The 15,071-nt window shown below is 37.9% G+C and carries 12 protein-coding genes; 9 read left to right on the forward strand and 3 right to left on the reverse strand.

Going from position 1 to position 15,071, the window contains the following annotated elements; genetic code table 11:
- Positions 1 to 85 precede the first annotated feature (85 nt).
- Both hisIE and AC1MPL_RS01020 read left to right on the forward strand, forming a co-directional pair.
- On the forward strand, positions 86 to 871 hold the full coding sequence (gene hisIE / locus AC1MPL_RS01015; RefSeq protein ID WP_237415035.1) for a bifunctional phosphoribosyl-AMP cyclohydrolase/phosphoribosyl-ATP diphosphatase HisIE: 786 nt from the start codon (positions 86 to 88) through the stop codon (positions 869 to 871).
- Position 872: 1 nt separating this feature from the next.
- Positions 873 to 2,351 (forward strand): UvrD-helicase domain-containing protein, encoded by a 1,479-nt coding sequence (locus tag AC1MPL_RS01020; protein ID WP_479763529.1) that lies wholly within the window; start codon positions 873 to 875, stop codon positions 2,349 to 2,351.
- Between the two features lie 38 nt (positions 2,352 to 2,389).
- Here the strand turns inward: AC1MPL_RS01020 and fbaA are convergent, their stop codons facing one another.
- The gene (gene fbaA, locus AC1MPL_RS01025; RefSeq protein WP_479763531.1) at positions 2,390 to 3,469 is read right to left on the reverse strand and encodes a class II fructose-bisphosphate aldolase; all 1,080 of its coding nucleotides are present in this window, start codon (positions 3,467 to 3,469) and stop codon (positions 2,390 to 2,392) included.
- A 706-nt stretch (positions 3,470 to 4,175) separates the two neighbouring features.
- Between fbaA and oxlT the strand changes: the two genes are divergently transcribed.
- The 7 genes from oxlT (at position 4,176) to AC1MPL_RS01060 (ending at position 11,933) form a co-directional block, all read left to right on the forward strand.
- A complete protein-coding gene (gene oxlT / locus AC1MPL_RS01030) occupies positions 4,176 to 5,435 on the forward strand; it encodes an oxalate/formate MFS antiporter (RefSeq protein ID WP_479763533.1) in 1,260 nt (419 codons plus the stop codon).
- A gap of 249 nt (positions 5,436 to 5,684) precedes the next feature.
- Positions 5,685 to 8,510 carry a monovalent cation/H+ antiporter subunit A gene (locus tag AC1MPL_RS01035; protein ID WP_479763535.1) on the forward strand — a complete coding sequence of 942 codons (2,826 nt, stop codon included), beginning with the start codon at positions 5,685 to 5,687 and terminating at the stop codon, positions 8,508 to 8,510.
- A 3-nt stretch (positions 8,511 to 8,513) separates the two neighbouring features.
- On the forward strand, positions 8,514 to 8,885 hold the full coding sequence (locus AC1MPL_RS01040; RefSeq protein WP_479763537.1) for a Na+/H+ antiporter subunit C: 372 nt from the start codon (positions 8,514 to 8,516) through the stop codon (positions 8,883 to 8,885).
- Complete coding sequence (locus tag AC1MPL_RS01045) at positions 8,885 to 10,705, forward strand: monovalent cation/H+ antiporter subunit D (protein WP_479766121.1); 1,821 nt, start codon at positions 8,885 to 8,887, stop codon at positions 10,703 to 10,705. The genes AC1MPL_RS01040 and AC1MPL_RS01045 overlap by 1 nt, the downstream gene beginning before the upstream one ends.
- Positions 10,706 to 11,227 carry a Na+/H+ antiporter subunit E gene (locus AC1MPL_RS01050; RefSeq protein ID WP_479763539.1) on the forward strand — a complete coding sequence of 174 codons (522 nt, stop codon included), beginning with the start codon at positions 10,706 to 10,708 and terminating at the stop codon, positions 11,225 to 11,227. It abuts the gene before it with no gap.
- On the forward strand, positions 11,224 to 11,499 hold the full coding sequence (locus tag AC1MPL_RS01055; RefSeq protein ID WP_023273050.1) for a monovalent cation/H+ antiporter subunit F: 276 nt from the start codon (positions 11,224 to 11,226) through the stop codon (positions 11,497 to 11,499). The genes AC1MPL_RS01050 and AC1MPL_RS01055 overlap by 4 nt, the downstream gene beginning before the upstream one ends.
- 17 nt (positions 11,500 to 11,516) lie before the next feature.
- Positions 11,517 to 11,933 (forward strand): Na+/H+ antiporter subunit G, encoded by a 417-nt coding sequence (locus AC1MPL_RS01060; RefSeq protein WP_479763541.1) that lies wholly within the window; start codon positions 11,517 to 11,519, stop codon positions 11,931 to 11,933.
- Between the two features lie 32 nt (positions 11,934 to 11,965).
- Here AC1MPL_RS01060 and AC1MPL_RS01065 read toward each other — a convergent pair whose 3' ends face one another.
- A complete protein-coding gene (locus AC1MPL_RS01065) occupies positions 11,966 to 12,364 on the reverse strand; it encodes a ribosome-binding factor A (RefSeq protein ID WP_023273052.1) in 399 nt (132 codons plus the stop codon).
- Positions 12,364 to 15,066, reverse strand: coding sequence for a translation initiation factor IF-2 (gene infB, locus AC1MPL_RS01070; protein ID WP_479763543.1), 2,703 nt, complete (start codon positions 15,064 to 15,066; stop codon positions 12,364 to 12,366). The genes AC1MPL_RS01065 and infB overlap by 1 nt, the downstream gene beginning before the upstream one ends.
- Between the last annotated feature and the right edge of the window lie 5 nt (positions 15,067 to 15,071).

The raw sequence follows: 15,071 nt of genomic DNA on the forward strand, positions 1-15,071 counted from the left end.
GAAATCGTATAACTTCACGTACACTATTAATATATGTCTGCTATAGATCATATTTTCTTTTTTAGTTTTAATTTTGGTGATTTCCATGAATAACGTGCAATGGCTTGATGAGGTAAAATTTAACGAACAAGGCTTAATTCCTGCTATTGCACAGCATCATCAAACAGGTCGTGTACTCATGGTTGCATGGATGAATCGTACATCTCTTGCAATGACGGCAGAAAAAAATCAAGCGGTTTACTTCTCTCGTTCACGCCAAAAATTGTGGCATAAAGGTGAAACCTCAGGACACTTTCAAGTTGTCCATGAAATTCGCTTAGACTGCGATGCAGATGTCATTATTTTACAAGTAGAACAAAAAGGTGGCATTGCTTGCCATACAGGACGCGAGTCATGTTTTTATAGAAAGCTAACCAAAAATGGTTGGGAAATTGTAGATCATCAACTCAAAGACCCTAAAGATATTTATGCCAATGCCTCAGAGAAAAATGCACATACACTTGCGATGGAAAGTGCAACGACACAAGCAGAATCTGTCGAAATCCTAGATTATTTAGGTCAGATGATGGTTGAACGCCAAAAAGCGGATCCTGATAGCTCATATGTTGCCAAGCTTTATCATAAAGGTTTAAATAAAATTCTAGAAAAAGTGGGTGAAGAAAGCTTTGAAACCATTCTTGCCGCTAAAGATTTTGACTTAGAAAAGAACTTGAACAATAAAAATGACTTCATCTATGAAGTGGCAGACCTTTGGTTTCATAGTATTGTGATGTTGGGATACTTCAACTTAAACCCACAAGATATTCTAAATGAGCTTGCGCGACGCCAAGGTCTTTCAGGTTTAGTCGAAAAGGCAAACCGTACACATTAAGATGACCACAACTCCAAAGGCTACAGACGAACAAAGTACAGCCATTGAACATGCATTACTTGGTGAGTCATTAAAAGTGGTTGCTTATGCAGGTACAGGTAAAACCACGACTTTACAAATGATTAGCCATGCCATGCCTCAACGGCGTGGTATGTATTTGGCATTTAATAAAGCCATTGCAAGTGAAGCTCAAAAAAAGTTTGACCGACAAGTCGACAGCAGAACTTTTCACTCCTTGGCTTTTCGCAGTGTCCCTCGTTCAATTACCGATAAGTTACGGCTTCCTCGTCTAAGCCCTGCTTTTTTGGCCAAAGAATACCGCCTTGAACCAATTACGCTGAGACGCTTAATGGGTGGACGCTATGAAAAATATACCATTATGCCAAGTCGCTTGGCAGGTCTTGTCGTCAATGCTGTAGGTTATTTTTGTTCTACAAACTCACAGTACCCTGCTCCGCGTCATATTCAAGCACCCAGTTGGCTACATACAGACGACATTGATGCATTACAAAAACATTTATATCCGTTTTTAGAGCGACGTTGGCTTGAGTCAATTCATCCTGAACATCAAGCAGGTATCGGGCATGATATCTACTTAAAACTATGGGCACTCTCTAATCCCGTCATTCCTGCAGACTACGTATTATTTGATGAAGCACAAGATGCAGCCCCCCTCATGCTAGGTATTTTGCTCAAACAGCAACAAACCCAAGTCATTTATGTTGGCGATGCACATCAACAAATTTATGCATGGCGTGGCGCAGTCAATGCCATGCAAAAGCTTCCTTTACCTGCTTCACGACTCACCACATCCTTTCGTTTTGGTGAAGACATTGCACAAGTGGCAAATTTACTCCTTGGCGGACTTGGTGAAACCGTACCTTTATTGGGAAATCCAAATCAAATTTCCAAAGTGGTAAATAAGCCTCATACCAAACAGCGTGATGCCATTTTATGTCGTACCAATGCACGTGCAATGGAGCTATTGCTTGCAGGTTTAGTTAATAATGACAAAGTGACTTTACAAGCAGACCATGCACGTTTAGGGCGTTTTATTGATGCAGCAAGCATGCTTAAACAAGGAAAGCGCGTTACAGATGTACCTGAACTTGCATGGTTTAACTCATGGCATGATGTACATGAATACTGTGAAACACATGAAGGCAGTGATATAAAACCACTTGTACGATTGGTCGATGAACATGGTTCAGGCCCATTAAAAAAGGCACTTACTCAAATTACCCCCATTGATGAAGCAGACTATGTCATCTCTACTGCACATAAAGCCAAAGGCTTAGAATGGGATCGTGTTCATCTTGAAGATGACTACCAGTTTAAGCTAAACCAGCATGACTATAAAATTAGTGATGAGGAACTTCGTTTGCTTTACGTTGCATGCACACGTGCAAAATCAAGTTTAAATATCCATTATATTTATGATTTGATTCAACAGCTTAAAAATAAAAAACCAAGAAAATAAAAAAGGAGCTTTCGCTCCTTTTTTATTTAAACTTCATCTTAGTTACGGTCGATACTGTTTAGCTCTCTAAATGCTTGCTCTAAACGTGTCACCATAGATGTTTGACCTGCACGTAGCCATACACGAGGATCATAGAATTTTTTGTTTGGCTTGTCTGCACCTTCAGGGTTACCTAACTGTGCTTGTAAATATGCTTCATTCTTTTTATAGAATTGTAAAACACCATCCCATGTTGCCCACTGTGTATCTGTGTCAATGTTCATTTTAATGACACCATAGCTGATAGATTCTTTAATTTCTTCAGCAGAAGAACCTGAACCACCATGGAATACAAAATCAAGTGAGTTATGCTCAAGATTATGTTTTTTGCTTACATAGTCTTGTGAATCACGTAAAATTGTTGGTGTTAATTTCACATTACCTGGCTTGTACACGCCGTGTACATTACCAAATGAAGCAGCAATACTAAAGCGTGGACTAATTGCATTGAGTTTTTCATATGCATAGTCAACATCTTCAGGTTGTGTATACAGTGCTGAAGCATCCATATGGCTATTGTCTACACCATCTTCTTCACCACCTGTGCAACCCAATTCAATTTCTAACGTCATGCCAATTTTTGACATACGCTCTAAATATTTTGCACAAATTTCGATATTTTCTTCAAGTGACTCTTCAGACAGATCGATCATATGTGAAGAAAATAATGGCTTTCCTGTTTCTGCAAAGTGCTTTTCACCTGCATCTAATAAACCATCAATCCATGGCAATAGTTTTTTTGCACAGTGGTCTGTATGTAAAATAACAGGTACACCATAATGCTCTGCCAAAAGGTGTACATGATGCGCACCAGAAATTGCACCTAAAATTGCAGCACCATGTGGCTGTTCTGTTTTTAAGCCTTTACCAGCAATAAATGTTGCACCACCATTAGAAAACTGAATGATGATTGGACTTTTGACTTTTGCAGCAGCTTCAAGTGCAGCATTGATTGAATCCGTACCCACACAGTTTACCGCAGGAAGTGCAAATGCATTTTCTTTCGCTACAGCAAATACTTTTTGAACGTCATCGCCAGTTACAACACCAGGTTTTACAAAATCAAAAATTTTAGACATATTATGTTTTCCTATTTCATCAATCAGATGGATTCATTCGGATTACAAAAACAAAGTGAGTTATATTATTTAACCCACATCGTATGATGCCGTTTGGCAAATCGCATCAACCAAACCTTAGCACTACGAGATGACAATACTAATTATTCATCAATTGAGCATATAACCTCTTATCTGCTCATTGATTTTCGTAAAGTGATATCTTACTTTGAGCTGAGTAAAGGCATAGAAACAGAAATAAATAAAATAGTCACTTGAAAGTGTATATATAATAGGTCTCGTTCCAATCATCACATTATTTAAGTTCGTTGCTTACGCTGCGTACTTATTAATGTGTTTATTCTCGATACGAAAAAATATCCTATTTTATTCTTCAGCAATATCCTATTTGCCTAGGCTCCTCTACTACTAAGAATACAGCAAAACTAAATAGCAGCATCAAATCGTAACCAATTTAAGACCATATGAATGTCATATCGTCCCATTATTTTGTTTTCAACTACTCTACAAGTAAAGTGCTATTTATCATATACGACTTAAGACACAATTACGCTGTAAGCTTCATAATCACTTGCCAAATAAAGCAAAAATAAGATAACAGATTTATTGTTTTATACCTAAATTTTTTGTTTGAAGTTTCATTGGCTCATATCTATTTTGGCACATAATATGCAGACCTCTTATAAAACACATAAGAGATCCAAAAATGATAAATTGCCATACAAATAAAATAACTAAAAATACACCATGGTATCAACTTATTCTCGGCCTCATATGTATGGCTTCTATTTCTAGCCCACAGTATATTTGGACATTATTAACCAAACCATTTATGACTAAACTAGGGGTAAGTTTACCTGAGCTACAAGTCACATTCTCACTACTTATTATTCTGCAAACCTTTTTTTCTCCATTTCAAGGCAAACTGATTGACAAATTTGGCCCTAAAAGGCTCATTTTCATAGGTACTATTTTATCTGGTCTAAGTTGGATTTTTTCATCACAAATTGCTCATTTAACTGAGTTGTATTTAGTGTATGGCTGTATTGGTGGCTTAGGTACAGGTATCGTTTATGTTGGTATTGTTGGATTAATGGTCAAATGGTTTCCACAAAATCGTGGTTTTGCTGCTGGGGTCGTTGCAGCAGGTTATGGTATGGGTGCATTACTCACCACATTTCCTGTGAGTATTTCGCTTGCTCGATATGGTCTTGAACATACACTTATTCTATTTGGTGTCATTTTTTGCTGTGTAGGTGGTCTTGCAAGTCTAGGACTAAAAACACCTCCATACTATTTTGAAGAATTTAAACAACCATTATCAACTACAAATAGACACTATCAATTCACATCTAAAGAAATGTTAAGCCAACCCATTTTTTGGTTAATGTTTTTAATGATGGTAATGATGTCGACTTCAGGTCTTATGATTACCTCTCAAATGGCAACGTTTGCGGAAGATTTTGGTATTAGTCATACCATCGTCTTTGGCATGGCTGCTCTACCATTGGCATTAAGTTTAGACCGTCTAACCAATGGTTTAACTCGACCTTTATTTGGTTTTATTTCTGACAAGATGGGACGAGAAAACACCATGTTTATTGCTTTTTTCTTAGAAGCAATTGCAATGTTAATCTGGTTAATGTGCCGTCAAGACCCAATCTTATTTGTAATTTTATCTGGCGTTGTTTTTTTTGGCTGGGGTGAAATTTTCTCTCTATTCCCATCTACACTTACAGACACTTTTGGTACAAAACACTCAACTGCAAACTATGGTTGGCTCTATTTATCTCAAGGAGTTGGGTCTATATTTGGTGGGCCATTTGCTTCATTACTCTTTCAACATACTCAAAACTGGAACAGCGTTTTTTACTTTGCAATTTCATTTGATGTACTTAGCGCACTTTTAGCATTATTTATTTTAAAACCTTGGCGAAAAAACTTTATAAAAAAATATATTCATTGATTTTTTAGATGCATGTTATGCTGTTTTTTAATGTTAAAAGCCTCATTTTTGTGCGCTAAATTGATTACAATGTGTTTAGATTTTATTTTTTCATGTGACTTTAAACAATCTATAACTTGATATAGATAATGTTTTAAGCACTCCCAATTTTAGACTTTGAATATTGGATAATTCCTTGTTTTCCTTTGAAGTTTAAAAAATTAACTTAGGTGATCTCGATCAGCCTAACATCATAAAAAGGACACAAGTGTGCTAGCGATTATCATACTTTTACCTTTGCTCTTGGGTACAGTACTCAGTGCAAGTCTACATCAGCTCCCTAGACTGATAAAAATGCTCATTGCAGTTGGTATTAGTTTGAGTTGCTTCACACTTTTGTTAACCCAAGCAAATATAATATTTAAGGGTCAAAGCATCATTCAAGAGTGGAGTTGGCTTCCTGAGCTTGGTATTAACTTCAGTTTTCGCTTAGATGCGCTTGGGCTTTTATTTTCTCTTTTAATTAGTGGTATTGGTACACTTATTTTTATCTATGCCTACTATTATCTGAGTGAAAAAAGCAGTTTGAGTAAGCTGTATTGCTTACTTATGTTGTTTATGGCAGCAATGCTAGGAATTTCTCTTTCAAATAACCTAATTATTTTAATGGTATTTTGGGAGCTTACGAGTATTTCATCATTCTTATTGGTTTCTTATTGGCAACAGTATGATGCGGCACAGCGTGGCTCACGAATGGCTTTTACCATTACAGGCTTAGGTGGTTTAGCCATGTTGGGTGGCTTTGTTCTTCTTGGGCAGATTGCAGGGACATATCAAATTGATCAGCTCTTAAATATGGGTACAACGCTACAATATAGCCCACTCTTTACGCCTGCACTTTTACTTATTTTACTTGGTGCATTTACAAAAAGTGCGCAGTTCCCATTTCATTTTTGGTTGCCCAATGCCATGGCAGCGCCAACACCCGTTTCCGCATACCTTCATTCTGCCACGATGGTAAAAGCAGGCATTTTCATTGTTGCACGTTTTCTTCCCATTTTTCTAGGATTTGCACTATTCCATCAACTAGTAACAGCCGTTGGACTCATTACGTTTTGTATTGGTGCATTTTTTGCAGTTTTTAAAGAAGATTTAAAAGGACTATTGGCTTACTCTACCATTAGCCACCTTGGTTTAATTATGTGCCTATTGGGCATAGGCTCACCACTAGCGATTGCCGCAGCAATTTTTCATATTCTGAACCATGCAACTTTTAAAGCAGCACTTTTTATGATTGCAGGAGTCATTGACCATGAAATGGGTACACGAAGTCTGCGTAAGTTAAAAGGGGTATGGCAAGTTCTTCCATTTACAGGAACGCTTACATTTATTACAGCCTCAGCAATGGCTGGCGTTCCACTTACAAATGGATTCATTTCTAAAGAAATGTTTTTCACAGAGATTAGCAAAGCTTTTACTGGAACAAGTGCGATATTGGCTATTATCGTAACAACCCTAGCAGGTATATTTGCTGTTGCTTACTCTATACGCATGATTCATGGCATTTTCTTTGATGGTTCATTGGGTAAAGATATCCCTAATCAAAATGCACATGAACCGCATTTTGGCATGCGTTCACCTATTCTTTTTCTAGCTATTGCATGTTTAGCTGTGGGTATTTTTCCTGCATTTTTTGCTGAGAGTGCTGTCAAAATAATTACTGAATCGGCTCTTCAACAATCTATAGACTCTCCTCACCTTGCTATTTGGCATGGCTTCAACCTACCACTTATCATGAGCTTAATTGCTCTTCTAGGTGGTATTTTGTTTTATGCTTTCTTTGCATATCGTGGGAAAATTCGTCGTATTGAACTTGAGCACTCCTTAGGTCCATTACAATGCAGCTTTATCTTTGAAGCCATACTTGTATTTCTTGAAAATCTATCTAGAAAAATAAAGCTAGCGACAGAAACAGGACGTTTACAAGGTTATTTATTTTGGATCATTCTCTTTAGTATTACATTAGTGTGTATACCTTTATTTTCATATCCATTATCAACAGGTACACGCATTCTAACCCATGCACCATTATTAGCCATTGTGCTTTGGGCATTACTATTTACTGCATGTTGGATGCTTCTATGGTTTCACCATGAGCGAGTTAAATCAGTACTTATTATTGGTGCCGTTGGATTAGTAGTATCAATTATATTTATTACGCTTTCTGCACCAGATTTAGCACTTACTCAAATTACTGTCGATGTTGTAACAACTGTACTGTTGCTTATGAGTCTTTCTTTACTGCCACAACTCACACCTTACGAATCATCACAAACTAGAAGATGGCGTGATGCAATGATTGCAATTAGTGCAGGTTTAGGTATTGGCTGGATTGCTTGGCTTATTTTAACACGTGACCATGACTCTATTTCATGGTTCTTTGTACAGCAAGCTCTGCCACTTGGTGGTGGTTCTAATATTGTAAATGTTATTTTAGTAGATTTTCGTGGTTTCGATACTTTTGGAGAAATTACCGTACTCGGTATCGCAGGTATTGGTACATTATGTCTCATGGATGGTATGCGTGCACATGGTACCACAACGACAAAAGGTCTAACTTATCGCTTCACACCATCACCTCTTTTAGTAAGAACCAGTACGTCATGGGTGTTGCCTATTGCACTCGTCGTCAGCCTATATATTTTCTTACGAGGTCACAACTATCCAGGTGGTGGTTTTATTGCAGGGCTTATTACTGCTATGGCACTCATTATGCAATACATTGCATTGGGGCAAGATCGTGCTGAACGCTTACTACATGCAAAATCGGGGCGACGTTATGAACGCTGGATTGGTATAGGTCTAACAATTGCAGGGTGTACAGGTCTACTTGCATGGGGTTGGTCTCGACCATTCTTAACAAGTGCACATATTTATGTAGAACTACCATTACTCGGACAACTTCACCTTACGTCTGCAGCACTATTTGATTTAGGTGTTTACTTTGCTGTACTTGGTTCAACCATGCTTATGATTTCAGTACTTGGTGACTCTCGTCACTCATCTATGTCTGGTCCAATTGTACCTAAGGAGTAAAATATGATTAGTCTTGAATTATTACTTGCCTCGGCTATTGGACTCTTAATTGCAACAGGTGTGTATCTTCTGCTTCGAGCAAGAACCTTTCCTGTCGTTCTAGGGCTTGCAATGATTGGCTATGCAGTCAATTTATTTTTATTTGCCATGGGTCGAGTTAAAATAAATTCACCTGCAATTTTAACTGAAGCAACATCTATTACAGACCCTCTCCCACAGGCACTTGTGCTCACTGCAATCGTAATTGGCTTCGCAACAACTGCTTTTATTATTCAGCTAGCACTACGTAGCCGTTATGAATCGGGAACAGACCATATAGATTCCAAAGAAATTACAGAATTGGCAAATGACCCAAATGAGGATCATGTCCAATGATGAACCAAATAATCAGTTTCTGGCAACTACAGACACCTATTATTAGCATTTTAATTCCTGCTTTTGCAGGCTTTTTACTCCTCCTATTAGGTAATCCAGGTTCAAAATATTTAAAGCATGATAAACGCCAACCTTTACGCAGATTCATCAGCTATATATCAACATTTGCAGGTTTAATTACTGCAACACTTTATTTAATACATGCATCTACAGGTCAAATCATGACATATGACCTTGGCGAGTGGCGTGCGCCCTTTGGTATTGTCTTAGTTCTTGACCGACTCTCAGCTTTCATGTTGTTTTTAACTTATCTTTTAGCAATGCCAATCGTTTGGTTTGCAAGTAAAGATTGGGATTTAAGAGGGCGGTATTTTCATGCACTCGTTCAGTTTTTGCTTATGGGTGTTTGTGGTGCATTTCTAACAGGAGATTTATTTAATCTATTTGTATTTTTTGAAATATTACTCATGGCATCTTATGTTCTCCTCATTTATGGAGATGGTAAAGCAAGATTTCAGCTTGGCATTCATTATGTCATTATCAACTTATTTGCCAGTGCATTATTTCTTATCGGATTAGGACTTATCTACGCAAATGTAGGCAGCCTAAATATGGTTGATGTTGCTCGATTAATACAGAAATTACAACCTGATCAACTACATCTTGCAACCGTAGGGCTATATCTACTCTTTACTGTCTTTGCAATTAAAGCAGCAATTTTTCCATTAGGATTTTGGTTACCTAAGACATATGCTGTTGCGAGTACACCTGTTGCAGCACTATTTACACTAATGACTAAGGTCGGTATCTATGCAATTTTAAGAGTAAACTCAACAATACTACTTGATCGTCCCTCCCCGCTATTTGATATTGTTCTTATTTTAGGGCTTATTACATCAGTATATGGTGTTATTGGTGCCATGGGTGCTATTCGCCTAAGACGCTTTGTTGGTTTTATGATTCTTTCTTCACTCGGTACAATTTGTATCGGGCTAGGACTGCACAAACCTGAGGCTTGGGCAGCAAGCTTATATTATCTCTTGCATAGCACAATTATTGGAGCTGCATTTTATTTACTCTGTGGATGGATCACTGCTCAACGTGGAGAATTTAAAGACCACCTCAAAATTGCACCAAAAATGAAGCAAAATACACTCATTTCTATTTGCTTTTTTCTCATTGCTTTAATGATGGCTGGATTACCTCCATTTAGTGGTTTTTTAGGCAAAGTTTTCTTATTAAAAGCAACACAAGATACGCCTCAACAGCTTTGGATTATTGGTACGATTCTTATTGTTAGCCTACTGAGTATCATTGCATTTATACGTGTTGGGTTTATTTTATTTTGGCAAGCAACCGAACCCGAGTCAAATCCTAATCGTATAGGATATGAGGCATATCAAGCTTTATCCAATCATGCACCTAGTCGTAATGATACAACTATTTATATTTTATTAATCAGCCTTGTACTCTATGTTGTATTTGCACACCCAATACAGAAATATTTATTTAATGCAGCAACTACATTGACACAGCAACAAGCATATCAAAACCTAATTTTGCATAAGAATATGCGTGGTGAATTTATTAGTGTAGAACCATTTGACCCAAAATATATTGCAGAAACAAAATATGCAGGAGAAAACCCTGACCCTAATGCACATTTTATTCCCTATATTATTTCACCAGATACACTCAATGGCACGCATATTTCTTTATATAAGAAACAGCAAATTGAATTTCAACAACAACAATTAAATCAGTCCACTACGATTCCCACAAAGAATAATGGTGCAAAACTGCAACTTATGGAGCCATAAATGAAAAGAAGAACTCGCTTTTCCCGCTGGTTACCACATCCATTCTTTTCAGCTATTTCGGCAATTGCATGGCTAGTACTCAACCATACTCTTGCAGTAGTAGATATTTTAACTGCTGCTATTCTTGCACTTATTATTCCAAAAATGGTTGCACCATTTATCCCAAGGACACCGAATATTCATTGGGTTGCAGCCATACAGCTATTTTATACAGTACTCATAGATATTATTGTATCTAACTTTGTTGTTGCTAAACTGGTTTTAGGTCCTAAAAAAAACTTACAACCCAAGTGGTTTCGTATTCCACTTTCCACACAGCACGAACAAGTAAATGCATTATTAGCCATGATTATTACCACTACTCCAGGTACTGTCAGTGCAGGTATAGACCAAAAACGAGGTGATATCTTAGTACATGCTTTAAATGCAACCGATCCTGAAGCGGAAATAAAGCAAATTAAAATACGCTATGAACAACCGCTGATTAAGATATTCAAAGTAAAATCAGGAGAAAAATCATGATTATCCTGCCATATATCCTTGGAATATGCTTACTCTCAACAACAATTTCTATGTCTCTTTGCCTGATACGTCTAATTATTGGGCCATCTATTGTCGATAGACTGCTAGCGCTAGATACATTATTTTTAAATACAACAGGCTTAATTATTATTCTTGGTATTTATTGGACAACAACTTATCTTTTTGAGGGTGCATTACTTATTGCAATGCTAAGCTTCATTTCAACAATGGCTCTTGCCCGCTACTTCACTAGCGGTCATGTTATTGACTAAAAAGGGATATATTTATCATGTCAACACAGCTTATCATGGAAATCATTATCTCCTTTTTTTTACTTCTAGGTAGCTTTTTCATGCTCGTTGGAAGTATTGGAATGATTCGTTTACCCGACTTATTTACTCGCCTACATGCGCCAACCAAATCTAGTACACTTGGTCTTGGTAGCTTTCTTATTGCGGCAATGATTTATAGCTACTTTCAGGGTCATTTTGGGTTTTCAGCGTTATTACTTACTTTACTTGCTTTTATTACAGCACCAGTATCTGCAAACCTTATGGCTCAAGCAGCACTTCACTTAAAACTTCGCTCACTCAGTGGTGATGTTCCTGAAAGCATTGAAAGACCTCTACCTTGGTCTAAATATCGCTTTGTTCCTAAAGGGAAGACAAAAAAAGAAAATACCATTCATACAAGCAAAAAATCATAAATATAAAAAAGCCACCCGAAGGTGGCTTTTTTTTAATCTTCATCTTTTTTTCGTTCAGGTAAATCTTTTACTGCTTCTTCAATTAAGCCAAACATATAATTACCGTGTGCATTTGTTTTATCATAGTGAAAACGCAAACGTGGGGTAACACGTGTTTTTAATCTACGGCTTAACTCTTGGCGTAAAAATCCAGAAGCTTTATTTAAAACACCAAGTGTTTCTTTATGTGCTTCTTCTGTTTGGTCATCTTGCAGGTCACGTCCCATTACAGTGACATACACCTCTGCATAACCAAGGTCAGGACTTACTTTTACAGCAGAAATGGTTACATAACCACCTAAACGAGGATCTTTAAGCTCTTGGCGGATAAGTTCAGCGAGTTCTCGCTGAACCGTGTCTGCCATACGCTTAAGACGCTGACTACCTGCCATTAAAGACTCCGTTTAATAATTTGTACGTCGTATACTTCAATCTTATCAAGTGCTTTAATATCTTTATAGCCCTTAACAGCAAGACCACATTCCATACCAGCACGAACTTCTTCTACAACTTCTTTATAACGACGTAAAGATTCAAGCTCACCTTGGAAAATTACAACATCATCACGTAAGATACGAATTGGCTTATTACGATGAATTGTACCTTCCATAACCATACAACCAGCGGCTGCACCAAACTTACTTGAGTGGAACACTTCACGTACTTGTGCAACACCAAGAATCGTTTCACGATGTTCAGGTGGTAATTTGCCACTCATTGCATCTTTAACATCATCAATTAATTGATAAATAACGCTATAGTAACGAATATCAATTTCATCTTCATCTGCTTTTTGGCGTGCTGTTGTATCTGCACGTACATTAAAGCCAAGAAGTACAGCATCTGAAGATTCTGCAAGTGTTACATCAGACTCGGTAATAGCACCTACGCCTGAACCAATAACACGTACTTTCACCTCATCCGTTGCAAGTTCATATAATGCAACTTGTAAAGCTTCTAAAGAACCACGTACATCTGTTTTAAGTACAATATTTACTGTTGGAACATCTTTTTTGCCCATTGAAGACATTAAGTTTTCCAAACGCATTGCACTTGCACGATCTAAACGTTTCTGACGTTCACGATCTGAACGTGCTCCAGCAACTTCACGTGCCTTCTTCTCATCATTTACAACAAGAACTTCATCACCTGCCATTGGTGCTTCAGGTAAACCCAAAATTTCAACAGGAATAGAAGGGCCAGCCGATTTAATACGGTTGCCATTTTCATCAGACATCGCACGCACACGACCGTAAGATGAACCAGCAAGGATCAAATCACCAACATTCAATGTACCATTTTGTACAAGAATAGAAGTTACTGCACCACGACCTTTATCTACACGTGCTTCAATAACAACACCTTGTGCAGCACCTTCAGCCGAAGCTTGAAGCTCCATTACTTCTGCTTGAAGTAAAATTTGATCAAGTAAGTCATCAATACCTTCACCTGTATGTGCAGATACTTTTGCTACAGCAACATCACCACCCCATTGTTCAGGAACGATTTCTTTCGCTGTTAACTCATTCAATACACGATCAGGATCAGCAGATTCTTTATCCATCTTGTTCATTGCAACAATGATTGGAGTTCCAGCTGCACGTGCATGGTCAATCGCTTCCGCTGTTTGTGGCATTACACCATCATCAGCAGCAACTACAAGTACTACGATATCTGTTGCTTTTGCACCACGTGAACGCATTGAAGTAAATGCAGCATGTCCTGGTGTATCTAGGAAAGTAATAATACCTTTCTCTGTTTCAACATGATATGCACCAATATGCTGTGTAATCCCACCTGCTTCACCTGAAGCCACTTTCGCACGGCGAATACGGTCAAGCAATGATGTTTTACCATGGTCAACGTGACCCATAATTGTTACAACTGGTGGACGTGTTGTTAACTCACCACGTTTTTGCTCAGCTTGTTCAATTAAGTTGTCTTCAGCAGCATTGTCAGAAACTAGAACAGGATTATGTCCCATTTCTTCTACAACTAAAGATGCTGTATCACGATCAATCGCTTGGTTTTGGTTAACGAGCTCACCCATTTTCATGAGTATTTTAATAACTTCGCGAACTTTAATTGCCATTTTTTGTGCTAAGTCAGCAACAATAATGGTTTCACCAATTTCAACATCATAAACTTGTTTCTTAACAGGTTTTTCAAATCCGTGTTTGTTACCTTGGCTTGTTTTTAAACCGCGCTTATGATGGCTATTTTTACTGAAGTTCTGTTCTTCTTGATTATGGCGACCACCCTTTTTACGGTTGTCTTTACCACCACCACCGCGTTTAATTTCACGGTCTTCTTTCTTAAATGATTCTTCATATGCTTGTCCAACAAGACCAGCTGCCAATGGAGAGTCATCTACAACACGAATTTTTGCAGCACCATCATCATTTGAATATTTTGATGCCATTTGACGCATTTGCTCAAGCGTACGCTGTTGTGCTTCTTCAGCCGCTTTACGACGTGTTGCCTCTTCAGTTGCTCTTAACTGTGCTTCTTGCGCTTGTAATGCTTTTTTCTGTTCAGCATTTTTCGATGGTTTAGTGTTTGGCTTAACCATACCACCACCACGCTTTCTAACCACGACAGCTGCAGCTTTTGGTGCTTCTGCTGTTACTTTATCTTTTTTCTGCGCAGCACGCATTGCTTCAAGTGTCGCATTTGCTTTACTTTCAGCATTTACTTTTGCTTCTTGTTCGGCTTTTACCTTTTGCTGTACTTCAGCTTTTGCTTTAGCCTCTTGTTCAGCTTTTGCTTTAGCTTCTACAGCAAGCTGTTTTGGGTCAGGCTTTGTAAATGTACGCTTTTTACGTACTTCTACATTAATCGTTTTTGCCTTACCAGAAGTACTGGCAACTTTTGCTGTACCTGTTGTTTTCTGTTTCAAAGTAATTTTTCCTGCACTGCTCTCATTTTGACCATGCATTTTTTTAAGATGGTCTACGAGAGTGTTTTGCTGTTCTATAGTCAAGACATCATCAGCTACTCGCTGTGGCAACCCTGCATTTTTCACCTGCTCTAGGAGCTTCTCAACAGGACGTCCCACGCTTTGCGCCAACTCTTTTATAGACTTGTCCGTCATTTATT

Source organism: Acinetobacter sp. N1-1, from assembly GCF_056711485.1.